This is a genomic window from Chryseobacterium sp. BLS98, assembly GCF_001045445.1.
In the GTDB taxonomy this organism is placed as follows: Bacteria; Bacteroidota; Bacteroidia; order Flavobacteriales; family Weeksellaceae; genus Chryseobacterium.
The window spans coordinates 827,216-845,082 of the sequence record NZ_LFNF01000003.1 but is presented as its reverse complement, the minus strand read 5'-3'; the positions used below and the strand labels follow the sequence as shown (position 1 = coordinate 845,082).

The window sequence follows — 17,867 nt, the reverse complement described above, 5'->3', positions numbered from 1 at the left end:
GACTTGATTTTGAGATTAAACAAATATAGTTTGGTTACTTTCCAAAGTTAAACAAATATTAATTATTCGCAACATAATTAATTAAAATTTTAATAAAACATTGATTTCATTACCTTTACTATACTTTAAACGTAAAACATAATCATAATATTTCTTAAACAGTTTTAATTATTCTGTAAATTCCAAATCCTTGTCATGGGTTTCCGAGATGGTAAGGGATGAGTAAAAAGCCAGTCCAAAGACCACAATTCCTACAATTGCCGCACTTACAATGACAGTGAAATTATTTTTCAACAGGTCAAATGCAAGAATCATAACAGGAACCAATCCTCTTACCATATTGGGAACAGTAGTGGTCGCCGTATTTCTGATATTGGTTCCGAACTGTTCTGCCGCCAGGGTTACAAACATAGCCCAATAGCCGGTCCCCAGCCCCAGCCATACACAGAATATATAATACTTTGTTTCTGAATTGGTATTTCCGAACAGCATAATAGCCACCCCCACTATCGTAAACAAGAGCATATAAAAAATGGCCATTTTACGGGATTTAAGAGCATGGGAAATAAAACCGCTCATTAAGTCACCGACAGAAATACCTACATAAGCCCACATAATAGCTTTTCCGGGGTTAAGATCCTTAATCCCCAATTCAGGGGCAAACTGGTTGGCTAAAACAGCCAGAATGCCTATACAATACCATGTAGGCAGTCCCACCGCAATACATTTAAGATATCTGGCGAAACGTTCTTTATTGGTAAAAAAGGAAAGAAAGTTGCCTTTGGAGACGCTTTTATGTTCTAAATTTTTATAAATTCCGGATTCTGAAACACTTACCCTGAGGATCAACAGCATGATTCCCATAATTCCACCAATGATATAGGAGATATTCCATCCTCCGGCCAATTCTACGGTGAGTTGTGCCACAACGGCTCCCATCAGTCCGAAGCCGGCCACTACTGAAGTTCCGATGGCTCTGAGATTCTTTGGCAGGCTTTCGGAAACGAGGGTAATTCCGGCTCCAAGCTCTCCGGCCAGCCCTATTCCTGCAATGAACCTTAATCCTGCATATTGGTACACCAGATGCTCTTTGGGAAAATAGGGTAAAAATCCACAGGCAATATTGGCTAAGGAATAGACTAAAATAGACCCGAAAAGTACAGACAGCCTTCCTTTTTTGTCTCCAAAAATTCCCCAGAAAACACCTCCGATAAGAAGTCCCACCATCTGGCAGTTCAGAATAAAGGTTCCGTCGGCATCAGGATTCAAGCCTAAAGCTTTCAGGCTCGGAATTCTTACAATCCCGAATAAAAGAAGGTCATAGATATCTACAAAATAGCCGAGGGCTGAAATAATAACGGGAATTGAAAAGATGTACTTCAGTTTTGAAGACAAAGGCAGTTCTTGCATTTTTAAGTTTTGATAAAAATAAAAAACCTTCCAGTTTCCTGAAAGGTTTTTATTAAATATCTTATTCTGCTTTCCATGTAATTACCATTAAACTCAATCTGTCAAAACATTATTAATATCATTTTGTATTATTTGAAGAATCAATTTTTCTTAAATAATCTTCCAACGGATATAAGTCCATGGATTTTCTTCTGGAGTTCACATTTGCAGAATCAATAAGGTTTTCTATAAAAGTTGTTCCGTTTTTTCTTATTGAATATTGTGTTCCGTAAATCTGTTTTCTATTATTTAATAATTCTACTCTATCAATCAGGTAGGCTGCTTGTTCTTTTTTAGCATTCCCTTTGTTAGCAGCTTCTTTTAATATGGGTAGATATTTTTCCATTGTTTCCAATTTATCAGCATGCTGAATTACTAAAAACAGTGCTAAATTAGCATCATGCCCTATCTTATCTTCACCCAGCCATCCTAAACTATCAATGATTTTAGTTACTATTTTAATATTCTTTCTGTCTATTGGAGCTTGTTTAATATAATCATAGGTTGGTTGCCGGAATTTTTGATCATCTACTAATACCTGTTCTAAAGTTTTTTTAACTTCAGAATAATTTTCTGTCTTTTTACAGCCAAAAAAGCAAAGAATAAAAACAGGTAATGTGTATTTAAGTTTTGTAATCATATAAAAATTTAAAAAAATAAAATCGCGAAAACTAAATGTAAAATAATAAAACCGAATTTCTAAAAAAAATGCACTCAACAGAGCGCATTTAATATTATTTATACGTGTTTAATAGTTTTTATTTTGAATGCTATTTCTTAAATTCAACTTTCTTGTCTATTTCTATGGGATTATTTTTATCTACTAACTGTTTTTGAATACTTTCAGTCATTTCCTTCCAGCTTACACTTACAGGATTTCCATTTGCATCACCAGTCTTTGTTTTGATACCATGGGCTTTAATTTCAGCAAAAGGATCATTATAATAGTCGCTTTGCAATTTTTTATAGGTGTCCCAATTTATTTCTTTTCCTTTTCTGACATAAAACATATTATTTTTATCAGATCTTTTAATTGAAATCAGGTTAAAATCAAAATCACCTTGGTCATCATTCAATTTTAGAATTAGCCCGGGAAGTCCATAAAAAACATATGGCCCATCTTGTATTGGGTTTTTAGGATCAAACCAGGCTATCCAATTTCGTCCGCCATATTGTACTGAAGCCTTTTGGCATTCCATGTCACCAATTTTCTTTTTTTCTGGGAGTATATGCCACTCAAGTTTATCATCAATATTGATACGGTATAGGTCATACATTGCCGGATGTGTAACACTTTTATACACCTTATTACTAATTAAGTTCTTGAAGGAATATATATGATCAAATGTCGGTTTCCGACTTTGCCAGAATCCATTCTTTTGCATTAAAGAATCAGCATTTCTTGCACTTTCTGATCTAAAAACAGATTGACTTCCCAAAACATCCAAATAATAGTATTCTGTTTTAATTTCCTTTCCTGAGTTAGGTTTGTATTTCACATCATAAATGAAAGTAATATTTTGTGCAAATATTATATTCGATATAAATATGAAAATAAATAAGTGTTTCATGTAGTATGCATTAAGTTATTATAAAAATAGAAAAAAAGAGATACTTTTGATATCTCTTTAAGCACTCATTTCAAATTAATTACATACACGCGTTATGGCTCTCTACTAATACACCATCTTGGTAAGTGTACCAAAACCCACATTCCAATCCGTATTGTGCGCAAACGTCACCAGCTCCCGGCTGACAGAAATCTGCTCTTCTGCCTCCTTGAACTTTTTTCAAATTCTCTCTTGAAATCTTTTTTAAATTTTTCATAATAATTTTTTTTATTGTTTTGTGCCTTATTGACCTTTCAAATATATCAAGCACAATTGAAATAAATTCACCCTTTTTATGTAAGTTTTATGTAAATATCAACAGATAAATAATATAGTTGTACATAATAATGATAAAAATAAGTTGATAAAAAAAACACACAGGAAACATCGCTAAAATATTACATATGACACAATCTCAATATCAAAGAAGAGAAAAAAGAGAAATTAGATGCCTAAAATCTTAAGATAGACTATTCTATTTATATAAAAAAACCTTCCAGTTTCCTGAAAGGTTTTTATTAAATATCTTGATCGTGTTATTATCTTGCAATATTCACGGCTCTTGTTTCCCTGATTACCGTTACTTTTACCTGTCCCGGATATGTCAGTTCATTCTGGATTTTTTCAGAAATGTCATAAGACAGCTGGTTGGCAACTTCATCGTTTACTTTTCCGCTTTCTACCATTACTCTCAGCTCTCTACCAGCCTGGATCGCATATGCGCTTGATACTCCGTCGAAGCTTAATGCAGCCGATTCAAGGTCTTTCAGTCTCTGGATGTATGATTCAAGCACCTGTCTTCTTGCTCCCGGTCTTGCTCCTGAAATCGCATCAGCTACCTGGATGATTGGTGATAATAATGACTTCATTTCAATTTCGTCGTGGTGAGCTCCGATGGCGTTAACAACTTCTGCATTTTCACCATATTTTTCAGCCCACTGCATTCCTAATAAAGCGTGAGGAAGTTCTGATTCCTGCTCAGGAACTTTACCGATATCATGTAAAAGACCTGCCCTTTTGGCTAATTTCACATTAAGTCCTAATTCAGCAGCCATTGTTGCAGCAATATTAGCTACTTCTCTTGAGTGCTGTAATAAGTTTTGTCCGTAAGAAGAACGGTATTTCATTCTACCTACGATTTTGATCAATTCAGGGTGTAATCCGTGGATTCCAAGATCAATGATCGTTCTTTTTCCTACTTCTATGATCTCTTCCTCGATCTGTTTTCTTGTTTTCTCTACCACTTCTTCAATTCTTGCCGGGTGGATTCTTCCATCTGTTACCAACCTGTGAAGGGATAATCTTGCAATTTCTCTTCTCACCGGGTCAAAGCATGAAAGAAGGATCGCTTCAGGGGTATCATCAACAATGATTTCCACTCCTGTAACGGCTTCTAAAGCACGGATGTTTCTACCTTCTCTACCGATGATTCTTCCTTTTACCTCATCAGATTCAATATTGAAAACGGATACTGAGTTTTCGATGGCCTGCTCGGTTCCGATTCTCTGGATGGTCTGGATAACGATTTTTCTTGCCTCGTTTTTAGCATTAAGCTGCGCTTCTTCCATAATACCCTGAACGTGCGCCTGAGCTCTTGTTTTCGCTTCTGCTTTCATGGTTTCTACCAATTCTGCTTTCGCTTCTTCTGCTGTGTAGTTAGCAATTTTCTCCAGGATCTCTACTTTTTTGGCAGTAGCTACATCAAGTTCCTGCTGTTTTCTTTCTAAGATTTCATTTTTCTTAGCGTAATCTGCAATCTGCTTGTCCAGGTCTTTTTCAAGTTTTCCGGTCTTGCTAAGCTCATCATTCAGCTTGTGCTCCTTGTCTTTGATCCTTTTTTCAATCTCCTGCATTTTTTTCTCACGGGACTGGATATCCGCGTCATGCTGGGATTTCAGTTCCAAAAATTTTTCTTTGGCCTGCAGATTTTTTTCTTTCTTTATGGATTCAGCTTGAACATTTGCTTTTTCTATAAGGTTTTCGGCATTTTTCTTTGCATCATCTACAATAAATTTTGCTTTGGTATTGAGTGAGCTCTTAGAGAAAAGAATCCCTATTACCGCTCCTACAACTAAGCAAATAACGCCGACTATAATGGCTGTTGTCATAATATATATTGAGTTTTAATTGTCTTACATTATCTAAATAAAAAAACCTACAACAATTCAGGGATTGAGAGTAAACTCCTAATCAACACGATTTGAACTAAGTTCCACTGTCTGTAATCCGGGAAACCCGGCACGCCATTCAGCGGACATTCGTTCGGTAATTGTTTAGCGTTGAGTTTACCTTAAATGTGTTAGAATTATTGTAGGCAGTCTTGTCGGGAAAAAAAATCTATTTCCCAGTTTCATTCAACAACTGATTAATCTTCACTAATCTTTCGTTGGTAGAATTTATATTTTTTTCGTAGTTAAGAGAAACCACTTCAGCATTGGTTCCCAGTTTCAGGGCACACATCGCCAAAGCATCCTGTTTGTCTCTTACGTCGAAGTTCTGTTCAAAATCTTTAATCATATTTTCAATCTGCTTTCCTACTTTACGCAGAGTTTCCTCCTCTGCGGCCGGTACGTTCAGCGGATATACCCTTCCTGCAATGTTGATGGTTATTCTTCTTACATCCATTATAATCCACTGTTTTGAAGCTGTGCAATACAGAAATCAATTTCTTTTACCAATCTGTTGATATGGTTTTTCATTAATCTGTTGTGTTCAGGATTCCCTGATATTGCTGAATAAAGTTTTATATTTTTTTGTTCTTCTGCTAATACCTGATTTCTTCTTCTTTCCTCATCGTATTTCTTCTTCAGATCTTCATGCTCAACCGTTAATTCAGATAATGTCTCAGTAAGATTTTTATAGTTCTTTTGTAAAAGCAAAATCTTTTTCTCTAATTCTGAAAAATTATTTTCTAAATCTTGAAGCATTTCAGGTTTTCTATATTCTAACTAATAGCAAAAGTAAAAAAATAATAACAGTAACAAAAATAAAAGTCCTTATATTTTGACCGGGTATGAAAAAAAGGAGGTGCATAAGCCCCTCCTTCCGTATTTTTGATGTATTAATTTACTTATTCAAATTTAAGAACAAACATCACCGCTCTTGTCTGAAGGGTAGACATTGCTGTTGCCCAGTACGGAGGTGTAGTCGCATTATCCGCTACTTTCTCGTTGTTCATGAAGAACGTTCCTCTGATAGCCGGAGTAAGCTTAAATTTGTTGAAATAAAACTGAATTCCCATTTCAGCCGACCAGGCAAAGTTATGCGTGGTAGATCTGAAAACCTGCTGCATGTTGTCATCTTCAGAATCTGAATTGGACTGAAGGTTAACCACATAGTTCACCCCTGCTGCAATGTAGGGTCTGGAATTGTACCATCTGTTACCATGAAGTTCCAATAGTACAGGGACATCTACCAATGTGGATTTGATATCTCTTGTTTTATCTTTATCTGTTAACGGAATTGGAGTAAAAGGTGGATTCGTCAATGTTCCGGCAGCATACTGGTCATTTGACTGGGTATTGAAAATCAACTGTCTCTGAGCAAATTGCAAGCCTGGCTCCAATCTTAAATCCAGATAGTCGTTCAGCCTCCATTTGGCGATCAGACCGGCCCCGAAACTGTAGCTTTCTTTGGATTTAACAAGATTCTGATTGCCTTCTGAACCGTATCTCGGATGAAGGACGATACGGTAGTCCAGCCTGTTGCCGTTCAAATAAAAACCCCAACTGAATTTCTGCTCGTCAAAGTCTTCCAACTTATCCATTCTGTTTCGGGTTCTGAATTGTGCATCTGCAAAAACTGCAATATTGACTGAGGCTAAAACCAGTGCTCTTAATAGAAATTTATTCATAGGTTACTTTGTTGCTTTATAAATTGTGGCTATACCTAAACTTAGCTTTTTATATTCTACTTTCTTAAATCCTGTATCTAAAAGAATTTGCTTCATCTTTTCCCCGAAAGGAAAAGCATTTACAGAATCCGGAAGGTATGTATATGCCCTATTATCTTTGGAAACCAATCTGCCAATTGCAGGTAATATGTTTTTGAAGTAAAACATATAAAATGGACCTAAGAACCCCTCAACCTTTGAAAACTCCAGTATATAAACACTCTTGTTATCTTTAACTACTCTTCTTAATTCTGCCAAACCTTTGGTAAGGTTTTCAAAATTCCTTACTCCAAATGCAACGGAAACAGCATCGAATCTATTGTCCTCGAAAGGTAAATTTTCTGCATCCCCTTTTTGCATGGAAATTTTGCCGTCTAATTTAAGTTTTTTTATTTTAATAACGCCAACATTCAGCATTTGTTGTGATAAATCCAAACCAATTACTTTTGCACCGGTTCCTTTTTCTATCGTGATTGCTAAATCTCCCGTTCCTGTAGCCACATCCAGCACTTCTTGCGGGTTGTCTTTTTTCATCATTTTCACCAGTGTATTTCTCCATAAAACATCAATTTTCATAGATAAAACATGATTCAGAAGGTCATACTTCGGTGCAATATTGTCGAACATATCCTCTACCTGGCTTTTTTTGGTAGCCTCGGAATTGTAGGGAGTAACTTTGGTAATATCTTTTGTCAAAACTTTAAAACTTGTAATATTCTTTGTAATAATTTAGGAAATCCTGCTTTCTGAAGATCTTTGATCTCGATTCCACTTTCTGGATGTTTTTGATCACTTTATCGTAATCTTCATCTACATTATAATAAAAATCTTCGGTGTAAAGCTTATTGAAGTGCCTTGCTCCTCCGAGATATTCTTTTCCGTTTATCGTGATCTTGTCAAGGGCCAAAAGTAGTGAATCTTTTTTAAGATTGTATCCATAATACTGATCATTAATATAATAATCCTGATGGGCGATATTAATCAGTCCCCGAATTTTATTAACTTCAAAAGCAGAATCATAGAGCATTTTCTTATTCTGATCAAAAACCTTGATAGAATTTTTCCCGGGTTTGATATCTACATGAACGTACTGTCCCGCAGAAATGATCCCCTCCGAACCGTTATTGATCTTAAAATAATAAGTGTTGGAAGTAGGGTTGTCTACGACAAAATAATTTTTCTTGGCTAAAAAAAAGAAGTAGATCCCAAAGGCGAGGATAAACACCACAGCTGCAATAAGTAAGCCTTTTAAGGACGAGTTGTTTTTCATACGATTGTAAAGTACAATTTTTGCAAATTTAATAATATTTTTAATTCTCCGTTATTAATATTAATTATTAACTTTGCATCTTTAAAAAATCATATAAACGAATGCCGAATACGATCATTATTGGTTCCGGGTCCTATATTCCTAACAGAGTTATTGGTAGAGATTATTTCATGGATTCTGAGTTCTACACTGAAGATGGAGTTAAGATTGAGAAACCTGCTGAAGAAACTATCGCGAAGTTTGTAGAAATCACAGAAATAGAAAACAGAAGATTTATTGAAGACGATCTTTCCAACTCACAGATCGGTTTTCAAGCTGCAAAAGCAGCCCTTGAGGATGCTAAAGTAGATGGAGAAGAACTGGATTATATTATTTACGCCAGCAACTTCGGCGAAGTTACCCAAAACGGTTATGCTGATTTCATGCCTACGATGGCGGCAAGAGTAAAAAATAAACTGGGCATTAAAAACAGAAAGTGCGTTACTTATGATATGCTTTTCGGATGTCCGGGATGGGTGGAAGCTATGATTTTGGCCGACAATTTAATTAAAGCCGGAGTAGCCAAAACAATCCTTGTAATCGGAGGTGAAACCCTGAGCCGTGTTACAGACCCGCATGACAGAAACAGAATGATCTTCGCAGACGGTGCCGGAGCTGTTGTAGTAAAGGCTACAGATGAAGAAAATGTAGGAATCATTGCCCACAACACCATTTGCGATAACGGTCCTGAATTAAATTACCTGGCTAACGGTCCTTCCATCAACAAAGATGCAGACCAGACCCGTTTATTTGTAAGAATGCAGGGTAGAAAAATTTATGAATACGCTCTGAAAAATGTTCCCGTAGCCATCAAAGAAACCATTGATGATGCCGGGCTTTCTCTTGAAGATATTGACAAGATCCTGATTCACCAGGCCAATGCAAAAATGGATTACGCCATGATTGAAAGACTTCACAAGCTTTACGATGTGAAAGAATACGACCATGCCATCTCCCCTATGACCATCCAGGATTTTGGAAATACCTCTGTAGCGACCATTCCTACCATGTATGATTTAATAATTAAAGGAAAAATGGAAGGTCAAACGTTTAAAGATAAAGGTAACATTGTAATGACGTCGGTAGGGGCCGGAATGAACATCAATGCTATCGTGTACAGATTTCCTTAAAAATATTTAATTAATAAAAAAATATAAAGCACAGGGAAATTATTCTTTGTGCTTTTTTAAATTGATCATGCAGAGAAATTTTTTAATCATTGCCGCCGTCTTCCTGTTCCTGGAGGTCTATATCTATCAGGCTATAAGAACATTAACTGATAATTTCTGGATAAGACTCGGGTACTGGGTTGTCTCTTTGGCCGTTTATGGGATCTTTGCCTATGAAGTTACCCATTTCCAAAAATCAGACAGAAGCACTGTCAGATTCCAGATCATGATTTCATTATTCCTGATCTTTATTCTGCCTAAAATCTTTGTAGTCCTGTTTTTACTGATCGATGACATCTTAAGAACCGGTGGATACCTGATAGGATTAACCCAACCCAATGAAAACTTCTTTCCCGAGAGAAGAAAGTTCCTGAGTCTGGTAGGTTTAGGTCTTGGAGGTGTGCTTTCGGCTCTTTTTATTGATGGAATTACGTTCGGAAAGTACAGGCATACGGTAAGAAAAATAAAGATAAAAATCCCGGGACTTTCAAAAAGCTTCCAGGGCTATAAAGTAATCCAGATTTCCGATGTGCACAGCGGAAGTTTTACTGATCCGTCCAAACTGCAGCATGCTATTGATCTGATTAATGAGCAGGATCCGGACCTTGTCCTTTTCACGGGAGATATGGTGAATAATGTCTCGGATGAATTCAAGCCTTTTATCCCTTTATTTTCAAAAATTAAAGCAAAAGACGGCAAGTTTGCAGTTCTCGGAAACCACGATTATGGAGATTATGTTACCTGGACCTCCGCTGATGCTAAAAAGAAGAATCTTGACACTCTTATCGAATACGAAAGACAAGCCGGTTTTGATATGCTGAGAAACGAAAACAGGGTAATAGACAGGAACGGAGAAAAGCTTTACATCCTAGGAGTTGAAAACTGGGGATTGAAGCCCTTCCCTCAATTCGGTAAAATTGATGACGCTTTAAAAGGTGTACCGGAATCCGCTCCAAAAATCCTGATGAGCCATGATCCTACCCATTTTGATTATGTAGTGAAAAAGCATCCCGGAAACATTCATTTAACCCTTTCAGGACACACCCACGGTATGCAGTTCGGCTTAGACCTGAAAAATATCAAATGGTCTCCGGTACAGTACCGTTATCCAAAATGGGCCGATCTGTATGAAAGTGAGGGGAAAATGCTGTATGTCAACAGAGGGTTTGGAGTTCTGGGCTATCCGGGAAGAGTTGGGGTTTTGCCGGAAATAACTTTGTTTGAGCTGAGTTAGTTCCGCGATGCGGGATTCGAGTTGCGGAGTCGGAGAGTTTGGAGTTTGAGGGTTGGAGAATAAATGAGTTGAGAGAAGCGTGTTCACTTACTATTGCTAGTTCGTAGTCATTAAAACAACGAGTTTATCGTCTGATGTCTGACATTTAGCATCTTTGTTCTTGACTCTTGCATCTTGGCTCTTGATTCTGAATTCACCATTCACTTGCAAAACAAAATTCACAATTGACATAAACAAAGACCGGAATTTCAACTGCGACGCAGCCCCTAATCCCTAATCCCTAATCCCTAATCCCTAATCCCTAATCCCTAATCCCTGCTACCTAAAAAATATAATCCTTCATACGCGAAGTAGCCATATCATTCTCATCGATCCAGGCAAGGAGTGCCTCCAGCTTGTCCTCCATTTTTTTACCCGAAAAAAGGCTCCTGTAAAACGGGATGTCAAATCTATACTTTTTAAAGTCGGTGAATTGCCAGGAATTAAGATAGATCAGTACAAAATCATCCTTTTTAAGGGTTTCAAAAACCATATTCTGATAATACTTCATCGGCAGGATCTGAAATACAAAATCATTATACGGCAGCTGGCTGTATGGCGAGATGCTTTCCGGTACAATACTCAATCCGTCTTCTTCACTGATCTCCGTATCTCTTTTCAGCCTTTTGAAGGGAAAAAGAATATCTGCATTATCGATATTGGAAACATAATTAAACTCCAATGATTTCAGATTTTCCTGAGGCAGTTTAAAATCTTTTTGCCTGATTCCCCTGATCTGTTTTTCCAAAAGATCCTGAATATTTTTTTTGACATTTTCAATTTCATGCAGATTGGAGTTCTTATTATAAAAAGCAATTTCATGCCCTTTGGATGAAATTGCTTTTAATAAATTCTGCAATTTTTCAGCGATGGAAACCTCTACAAAAAAACTGGCTTTAATGTCATAAATATCTAAAATCCGAAGAATAGCTTTTGTATTGTCTTCTGCAATTTTCAGTCTTTCCACATCCGAAATTTCCGAACCGTTTTTAGCTTCAGCTTCAATATTTAAGATGTTAAAAGTCAATAAAATCATTTAAATTAAATTTTAGATAATATTCATAATTAATTATAAATCAGATGTTAAATAAATTAATATTTAAACATTAGCTTTAAGTAATTAACTTTTATTTAATTTCACTCTGAGATTCTTAATCATATCCTTCGTCATTTCAGAAATTCCGAAATCATAAGTAAGCCCCCAGTCTTTTTTCGCAACGGAATCATCAATGGAAGCCGGCCATGAATCTGCAATTGCCTGTCTGAAATCCGGCTGATAATCGATCGAAAAATCCGGTATTTCTTTCTTGATTTCTTCTGCCAGTTCTTTAGGAGTAAATGACATTCCACCCAAATTGTAAGAAGAACGAACGGTAAGACTTTCTTTCGGAGCTTCCATTAATTTCAAGGTAGCATTGATGGCATCATCCATATACAACATTGGCATTCCCGTGTCTTCAGAAATAAAGCTGGTATATTTGCCTTCCTCTATCGCTTCGTAAAAAATCTCTACGGCATAATCGGTAGTACCACCCCCTGCAGGAGTTTTCCATGAGATAAGTCCAGGGTATCTGATGCTTCTTACATCTACTCCATATTTATCAAAATAATATTCGCACCATTTTTCTCCGGCCATTTTGGAAATCCCATACACGGTGGTAGGATTCAAAACAACATCCTGTCCTACATTCTGTTTTGGAATTCCTTTACCAAATACAGCAATTGAACTTGGCCAGAAGATCTTTTTAAGGAGCCCTTCCTTTGCCATTTCACAAAAATGAAGGAGAGGTTCCAGATTAAGTTTCCAGGCGAAAATCGGCTGCTTTTCTGAAGTTCCGGATAAAAGAGAAGCCAGGTGATACACTGTAGTGATCTCATAATCCTTGATTACCTGTCTTACCAACTGCGTATTGGTAACATCCATTCTTTCGTAATGTCCTGCAGCAGTAATTCCTTTTTGCCATCTGTCCAGTCCTGATGCTACAACGTTGTCAGCCCCGTGAATTTCAACAAGTCTGTTTGTCAGTTCGGTGCCGATCTGTCCCAATGCACCTGTAATGAGTATTCTTTCCGTATAGGATTCCATTTTACATATTTTTTAGAATTGTACAAAAGTAAAAAAATCATACCATCCAAAATAAAAAAGGTATGCAAAAACATACCTTTTTCATTATACCTGAAAAGAAGCCTTTAAAAGCTCAGGTTGACCCTGGCAAAAAGAAACCTTCCGTTCATCCCAAACTGAGATGTGTTTCTTGAATAAACAAACTGATTCTGGTTGGTAAGATCTACAGGAGCAGCATTGGCAACATACACCAGGTTGCCGGAACTATCCAGAGCAGGTGTTTTCACAACAGCAGGCCCATAATTTTTATCCGGATAAATATCAAATAAATTATTGGCTCCAATCGTCAGCCTGAATTGATTGCTGAATTTATAGCCTACCGAAAGATCAGTAATCACTTTGCCACCCCAAACAGGATGTTCTGTGGCAACTGCCTGCCCGTTGATAATCTCACCACTTATAATCCCGTCTCCGTTAGCATCCATCACATTCGGGTCGGTAACTTTTCCGAAATACACGTTTCTAAGAAGCACATTAAACCTGCTGATCTCAAAAGAATTATTAAGAGATGCCTTAAATCTAGGAACAGCTTCCTGCAGGTAGATCCTGCTGGATTCCGAGTAATATCTGTTGATCTGCCCCGCATTAATCAAAGCATCCGAACCATGAATCTCTCCTATCCTGTTGGTTTTGGATATAGTCACTGCCAGATCAGAGTTTAATGAAAACTTTTCAGAAAATCTCCCTCTGTGGGAAATAACTCCTTCCAGTCCTTTAGTCTGGGTATCAATGGCATTAGCGAAAAATGTTGCCGCATTAGCATTAGCCTGGTCAAAAAGAACCTGTAGATTTTTCTGCGGACTTCCATCAGGAAAAGTTCCGGATGGTCTTGAAAACTGATCGGTAAGAACTACCCTGTTCTTAATTTTAATATAATATCCATCAACCGTAAAGGTAAGATTGGCTTGTGGAATTTTAGCTGTAAACCCGGCGGAATAACTTGTTGATTCTTCCTGTTTTAACTGTGGAATACCCAACAGCTTGGCCGCTTCCGAATCATTTGAAAACGTACCCACTTCAAACGCTGTACCGCCAACAAACTGAGTTGCTGTAGCATTAAAGTAAATCTGCTGCAAAGAAGGCGCTCTGAAGCCTGTAGAATGAGCCGCTCTTAAATTGATCTGATCAGTCAGTTTATATCGGGTTGCAACTTTATAATTGAAGGTAGATCCAAAGTCTGAATAGTTTTCATAACGTAAAGCCGCACTCAAAAGCCACTTATCCGTAACATCCAGTTCAGTATCCACATAAGCCGCTACAGACTGCCTCCCTTTATTTAAAGCATTTTCAGGCCTGAAACCTGGGAACACCTGTGATCCACCTGGTCTGGTAGCTCCAAAAAAATCAGTTGGTTTTAAAGAAACATCAGTTGTTGGTGTCTGAATCCTTCCGTTGATATCATAAAGCGCCCATGATGCCTCTTCTCCGTTTTTTATCTTATACCGTTCAAACCTCGCTTCACCTCCGAAAGCTATATTAAAGCCTTTCAGCCAGTCAACTTTTGTATCGAAATCTGCATTGATGGTATTCTGCATAAAGCTTAATCCTCCTGCATCAAATTCTGTTTTGCTAGGATAAGGCATGGATGCATTGGCAGTGTTTTTAATGGTATAATCAAAAGTATTCTGACCAAAAGTGTTACTGATGTCGTAATTGACATTTCCCAATTTTCCTTTAAATCCACCTGCAAAAGAAAGATCAATCACATCAGAGGCTATTTCAGGCAAAAAACCATTGGGATACAACGAAGTGGAAGTTCTGTTCTGATTGGGTCTTCTGAAAAAGCCGGCAGCATTACCGTCTCTGTAAGAAATACCCCCAAAGGCATACCCCTTCACTGATGAAGAAAGATCAAATTCAGAATTCATAAAAAACTGGCCGGATGTCAGTTTCGACTGTCCTACCCTCATATTAAAATCATCCCTTGTCAGTTTCCTGTAAGCCAATTCATTTTCAGTTACATCAACTCTCAACAAGTTCTGTAATTGTGCAATAGTATTTGCAGATTGAATACCCGCTTGCTGCTGGGCTGTAAAATAACCGACCTGCGGGGCATACTGATGGATATAACCTATGATTTGCTGTGTGTTTGGAGTATTACTAATGTTTCCAAAAAGCGAAGAAATATTTACCCCGTTTTCCAATGCTCTTTGCTCAATGGCATTATAGGCATTAAAAATATCTCCGGTCGCAGCCATAGCCCTCCTGGTATCGTCCCGGCTTAATAAACTTGCCGTGAAATTGATAAATCCGCTTGTTCCAAGCTTAGTTCCATAATTAAGATCCACCTGGTATTTTCCGCCATCCCAGCCTCCATGATGATCATTGGATCCTTTTGAATTAAAAGCTCCCGCTGTAACAGCAGCTGTAAAAGCATTGGTATTTTTCTTCATAATGACGTTAATGACCCCTGCAATAGCATCAGAGCCATATTGTGCAGAAGCTCCGTCCCTCAACACCTCTAATCTTTCAATAGCAAATGCGGGAATTGCATTGAGGTCGGTCCCTACCGATCCTCTGCCCGGCGAACCGTTGATATTGACCAAAGAAGAGGTATGCCTTCTTTTTCCATTGAGAAGAACCAATACCTGATCAGGTCCGAGCCCTCTTAATTGGGCGGGATCCACATGGTCTGTTCCATCCGCTACGGTTGTTGAGTTGGACGTAAAAGAAGGCGCTGCATAATTCAGAATCTGATTAAGATCCATTTGTGGGCTTAAAACCGACTGGGATCCGATGTTAATAACATCTACAGGAACGGGAGTATCAGTAGCGACCCGGGCTTTATTCCTTGAACCAATGGAGATCTTTACTTCATCTACCTGGTTGGTCTTTATAGAATCATTGGTTTGGGCACTGGCATTTGCTGAAATAAAAAACAATACTCCAAGCAAAGCAATTTTCTGGTAATTTTTTCTCATATGGTTTCTTTTATCAAAAATAACAATTAAATACATAAAATACTATATTAAACTCAATAAAACGCCATATTTAATGAAAATAAATAAAACAATACCAATAAATCAAATAAATTAATCAATCTGTTTTATATTTTTCATACAAATAAATAATTTAACGAATAATTTATTTTTTAGTGATTTTTACAAATATAAACTCCTGTTAAAGACTGACAGTTTCTTCAAAAATTCTCTACTTTTGTTTAAAACAAAAATCATATGAAGAAGTTTTTTATTGCAGCAGTACTGTTGGCAGGTAATATATACTGGGCACAGTTTACTGATTTCAACATCATAAAAGAGGTGAAAGTAAAGAATAAAGGTGTAGTGGTTTCTGCCCACCCTCTTGCAAGCCAGGCGGGAGCGGATATTATGAAGATGGGAGGAAATGCTTACGATGCTATTGTGGCAACACAATATGCCCTTGCTGTGGTATATCCTCAGGCCGGAAATATCGGTGGTGGCGGTTTTCTGGTCGGTGTGAAAAACAATGGTGAAAAATTCACGCTGGATTATAGAGAAACAGCTCCCAGGAAAGCTTCCAGAGACATGTATGTTGACAAAACCGGAAAAGCCAATACAGACCTGTCCCAAAACGGAAGACTCGCAGTGGGAATCCCTGGAAGCATAGCCGGATTTTTTGCGACTTTAAAATACTGTAAACTCCCGATGGACAAAATTATCCAGCCAGCTATTGATTTGGCAGAAAAAGGATTTGCCATCACGGAAATGGAAGCCAATATGCTGAATACCCACAAAGAAAACTTCTTAAAACACAATAAATCTTCTATCGCTTTTGTAAAAGATAGTCCATGGAAAGCCGGTGATCTTTTGGTGCAGAAAGAGCTGGCTGCCACACTGAAATTAATTCAGAAACTGGGAGCCAAAGGATTTTATGAAGGTAAAACCGCTGAATTAATGGTTTCCGAAATGAAAAAAGGCAACGGAATCATTACTTTGGAAGACCTTAAAAATTATAAAACAGCAGAAAGAAAACCTTTAGAATTTGATTATAAAGGAAACCGCGTGGTAACCATGCCTCTTCCTTCCAGTGGCGGTGTATTGCTTGCCCAAATGCTGACAATGGCCGGATACGAAAACCTTGAAAAATATCAGCAGAACTCAACGGAAGCTGTACAGATCATGACGGAAGCTGAAAGAAGAGCTTTTGCAGACAGAGCAGAATATATGGGCGACCCTGATTTCATTGAGGATAAAACCACTTACCTGACTTCTGATGCTTATTTAAAAAGCAGATGGAAAAGCTTCAGCTTCAGTAAGGCTACCCCTAGTTCAGAAGTAGGAAAAATCATCGAACAGCCCAAAGAATCAACACAGACCACCCATATTTCCGTTATTGACAAAGACGGAAATGCAGCTTCTGTAACGACTACCCTCAACGGATACTATGGAAGTAAAGTTGTTGTTTCAGGTGCCGGATTCTTTTTAAACAACGAAATGGACGATTTCTCTATTAAACCTGGCGTTCCGAATATGTTTGGGGCCGTAGGTGGGGAAGCCAACTCTATACAGCCTAATAAAAGGATGCTTTCTTCAATGACTCCTACTATCCTGCTTAAAAACGGAAAACCTTACATGGTTGTTGGAACACCGGGAGGAACCACCATTCCTACTTCCGTTTATCAGTCTATTGTGAATGTGGTAGATTTTAAACTGAATGCCAATATTTCAGTGAATGCACCAAAGTTCCATCATCAGTGGCTTCCCGAAAAAATTACCGTAGAAAATAATTTCCCCGAAAGTACAATTGAAGCTCTTAAAAGCAAAAATTATGTGATCGAAAAAATAAAATACATCGGAAAAACCGAACTGATCCTGATGGATGATAATGGAAACATCCATGCTGTGGCAGATGGCCGCGGGGATGATTCGGTTGCGGTGGAATAATTACACAGATTCATTTCTACCAAAGCTTTTATATGCTTCGACTACGCTCAGCATGACATCTCTAATAAGTATAAGTGTAGAGACTGTAAACTGTCATACTGAGCGGAGTCGAAGCATTATTTCTTTTAAGAACGAACCATTCAGTCAAAAGAGACGTTTTTTTATAGAAACTTTC

Annotated in this window: 16 protein-coding genes; 3 read left to right on the top strand and 13 right to left on the bottom strand. The window is 37.6% G+C overall.

Translation table 11 applies throughout. The features are described from left to right. Window positions 1-168: 168 nt before the first annotated feature. From ACM40_RS15000 to ACM40_RS14955, 10 genes are all read right to left on the bottom strand, one after another. A complete protein-coding gene (locus tag ACM40_RS15000; protein WP_048503551.1) occupies window positions 169-1,410 on the bottom strand; it encodes an MFS transporter in 1,242 nt (413 codons plus the stop codon). 118 nt (window positions 1,411-1,528) lie between these two features. Next, window positions 1,529-2,089 carry a DUF6624 domain-containing protein gene (locus ACM40_RS14995; protein ID WP_048503550.1) on the bottom strand — a complete coding sequence of 187 codons (561 nt, stop codon included), beginning with the start codon at window positions 2,087-2,089 and terminating at the stop codon, window positions 1,529-1,531. Between the two features lie 130 nt (window positions 2,090-2,219). Further along, a complete protein-coding gene (locus ACM40_RS14990; protein WP_048503549.1) occupies window positions 2,220-3,020 on the bottom strand; it encodes a GLPGLI family protein in 801 nt (266 codons plus the stop codon). Window positions 3,021-3,099: 79 nt separating this feature from the next. After that, window positions 3,100-3,276, bottom strand: a complete 177-nt coding sequence (locus ACM40_RS20620; protein WP_165579311.1) for a bacteriocin-like protein — start codon at window positions 3,274-3,276, stop codon at window positions 3,100-3,102. A 322-nt stretch (window positions 3,277-3,598) separates the two neighbouring features. Next, window positions 3,599-5,167, bottom strand: coding sequence for a ribonuclease Y (rny, locus tag ACM40_RS14980; RefSeq protein WP_048503547.1), 1,569 nt, complete (start codon window positions 5,165-5,167; stop codon window positions 3,599-3,601). Between the two features lie 229 nt (window positions 5,168-5,396). Further along, the gene (locus ACM40_RS14975) at window positions 5,397-5,684 is read right to left on the bottom strand and encodes a cell division protein ZapA (RefSeq protein ID WP_040996063.1); all 288 of its coding nucleotides are present in this window, start codon (window positions 5,682-5,684) and stop codon (window positions 5,397-5,399) included. Next, window positions 5,684-5,986, bottom strand: coding sequence for a hypothetical protein (locus ACM40_RS14970; RefSeq protein WP_048503546.1), 303 nt, complete (start codon window positions 5,984-5,986; stop codon window positions 5,684-5,686). The genes ACM40_RS14975 and ACM40_RS14970 overlap by 1 nt, the downstream gene beginning before the upstream one ends. A gap of 143 nt (window positions 5,987-6,129) precedes the next feature. Then, window positions 6,130-6,912: a porin family protein gene (locus tag ACM40_RS14965; protein ID WP_048503545.1), complete on the bottom strand. Its 783-nt coding sequence runs from the start codon at window positions 6,910-6,912 to the stop codon at window positions 6,130-6,132. A gap of 3 nt (window positions 6,913-6,915) precedes the next feature. Beyond that, window positions 6,916-7,647 carry a bifunctional demethylmenaquinone methyltransferase/2-methoxy-6-polyprenyl-1,4-benzoquinol methylase UbiE gene (ubiE, locus tag ACM40_RS14960; protein WP_048503544.1) on the bottom strand — a complete coding sequence of 244 codons (732 nt, stop codon included), beginning with the start codon at window positions 7,645-7,647 and terminating at the stop codon, window positions 6,916-6,918. 4 nt (window positions 7,648-7,651) lie between these two features. Next, a complete protein-coding gene (locus ACM40_RS14955; RefSeq protein ID WP_048503543.1) occupies window positions 7,652-8,221 on the bottom strand; it encodes a hypothetical protein in 570 nt (189 codons plus the stop codon). Between the two features lie 101 nt (window positions 8,222-8,322). Here ACM40_RS14955 and ACM40_RS14950 point away from each other — a divergent pair, with 101 nt between their 5' ends. Both ACM40_RS14950 and ACM40_RS14945 read left to right on the top strand, forming a co-directional pair. Then, window positions 8,323-9,390 (top strand): 3-oxoacyl-ACP synthase III family protein, encoded by a 1,068-nt coding sequence (locus ACM40_RS14950; RefSeq protein WP_048503542.1) that lies wholly within the window; start codon window positions 8,323-8,325, stop codon window positions 9,388-9,390. Between the two features lie 67 nt (window positions 9,391-9,457). Beyond that, entirely contained in the window at window positions 9,458-10,663 is a 1,206-nt protein-coding gene (locus ACM40_RS14945) for a metallophosphoesterase (protein ID WP_048503541.1), read from the top strand. Window positions 10,664-10,985: 322 nt separating this feature from the next. Here ACM40_RS14945 and ACM40_RS14940 read toward each other — a convergent pair whose 3' ends face one another. From ACM40_RS14940 to ACM40_RS14930, 3 genes are all read right to left on the bottom strand, one after another. Next, complete coding sequence (locus ACM40_RS14940) at window positions 10,986-11,738, bottom strand: polysaccharide deacetylase family protein (RefSeq protein ID WP_048503540.1); 753 nt, start codon at window positions 11,736-11,738, stop codon at window positions 10,986-10,988. An 84-nt stretch (window positions 11,739-11,822) separates the two neighbouring features. Next, the gene (locus ACM40_RS14935; RefSeq protein WP_048503539.1) at window positions 11,823-12,788 is read right to left on the bottom strand and encodes an NAD-dependent epimerase/dehydratase family protein; all 966 of its coding nucleotides are present in this window, start codon (window positions 12,786-12,788) and stop codon (window positions 11,823-11,825) included. Between the two features lie 104 nt (window positions 12,789-12,892). Further along, window positions 12,893-15,748 (bottom strand): TonB-dependent receptor plug domain-containing protein, encoded by a 2,856-nt coding sequence (locus ACM40_RS14930; RefSeq protein WP_048503787.1) that lies wholly within the window; start codon window positions 15,746-15,748, stop codon window positions 12,893-12,895. Between the two features lie 255 nt (window positions 15,749-16,003). Here ACM40_RS14930 and ggt point away from each other — a divergent pair, with 255 nt between their 5' ends. After that, window positions 16,004-17,692: a gamma-glutamyltransferase gene (ggt, locus tag ACM40_RS14925; protein ID WP_048503538.1), complete on the top strand. Its 1,689-nt coding sequence runs from the start codon at window positions 16,004-16,006 to the stop codon at window positions 17,690-17,692. Window positions 17,693-17,867: the final 175 nt, after the last annotated feature.

Excerpts from the sequence above, each read along its gene's own strand:
- ACM40_RS15000 (WP_048503551.1), bottom strand. The coding sequence starts at position 1,410 with ATGCAAGAACTGCCTTTGTCTTCAAAACTGAAGTACATCTTTTCAATT.
- ACM40_RS14995 (WP_048503550.1), bottom strand. The coding sequence starts at position 2,089 with ATGATTACAAAACTTAAATACACATTACCTGTTTTTATTCTTTGCTTT.
- ACM40_RS14990 (WP_048503549.1), bottom strand. The coding sequence starts at position 3,020 with ATGAAACACTTATTTATTTTCATATTTATATCGAATATAATATTTGCA.
- ACM40_RS20620 (WP_165579311.1), bottom strand. The coding sequence starts at position 3,276 with ATGAAAAATTTAAAAAAGATTTCAAGAGAGAATTTGAAAAAAGTTCAA.
- rny (WP_048503547.1), bottom strand. The coding sequence starts at position 5,167 with ATGACAACAGCCATTATAGTCGGCGTTATTTGCTTAGTTGTAGGAGCG.
- ACM40_RS14975 (WP_040996063.1), bottom strand. The coding sequence starts at position 5,684 with ATGGATGTAAGAAGAATAACCATCAACATTGCAGGAAGGGTATATCCG.
- ACM40_RS14970 (WP_048503546.1), bottom strand. The coding sequence starts at position 5,986 with ATGCTTCAAGATTTAGAAAATAATTTTTCAGAATTAGAGAAAAAGATT.
- ACM40_RS14965 (WP_048503545.1), bottom strand. The coding sequence starts at position 6,912 with ATGAATAAATTTCTATTAAGAGCACTGGTTTTAGCCTCAGTCAATATT.
- ACM40_RS14955 (WP_048503543.1), bottom strand. The coding sequence starts at position 8,221 with ATGAAAAACAACTCGTCCTTAAAAGGCTTACTTATTGCAGCTGTGGTG.
- ACM40_RS14950 (WP_048503542.1), top strand. The coding sequence starts at position 8,323 with ATGCCGAATACGATCATTATTGGTTCCGGGTCCTATATTCCTAACAGA.
- ACM40_RS14945 (WP_048503541.1), top strand. The coding sequence starts at position 9,458 with ATGCAGAGAAATTTTTTAATCATTGCCGCCGTCTTCCTGTTCCTGGAG.
- ACM40_RS14940 (WP_048503540.1), bottom strand. The coding sequence starts at position 11,738 with ATGATTTTATTGACTTTTAACATCTTAAATATTGAAGCTGAAGCTAAA.
- ACM40_RS14935 (WP_048503539.1), bottom strand. The coding sequence starts at position 12,788 with ATGGAATCCTATACGGAAAGAATACTCATTACAGGTGCATTGGGACAG.
- ACM40_RS14930 (WP_048503787.1), bottom strand. The coding sequence starts at position 15,748 with ATGAGAAAAAATTACCAGAAAATTGCTTTGCTTGGAGTATTGTTTTTT.
- ggt (WP_048503538.1), top strand. The coding sequence starts at position 16,004 with ATGAAGAAGTTTTTTATTGCAGCAGTACTGTTGGCAGGTAATATATAC.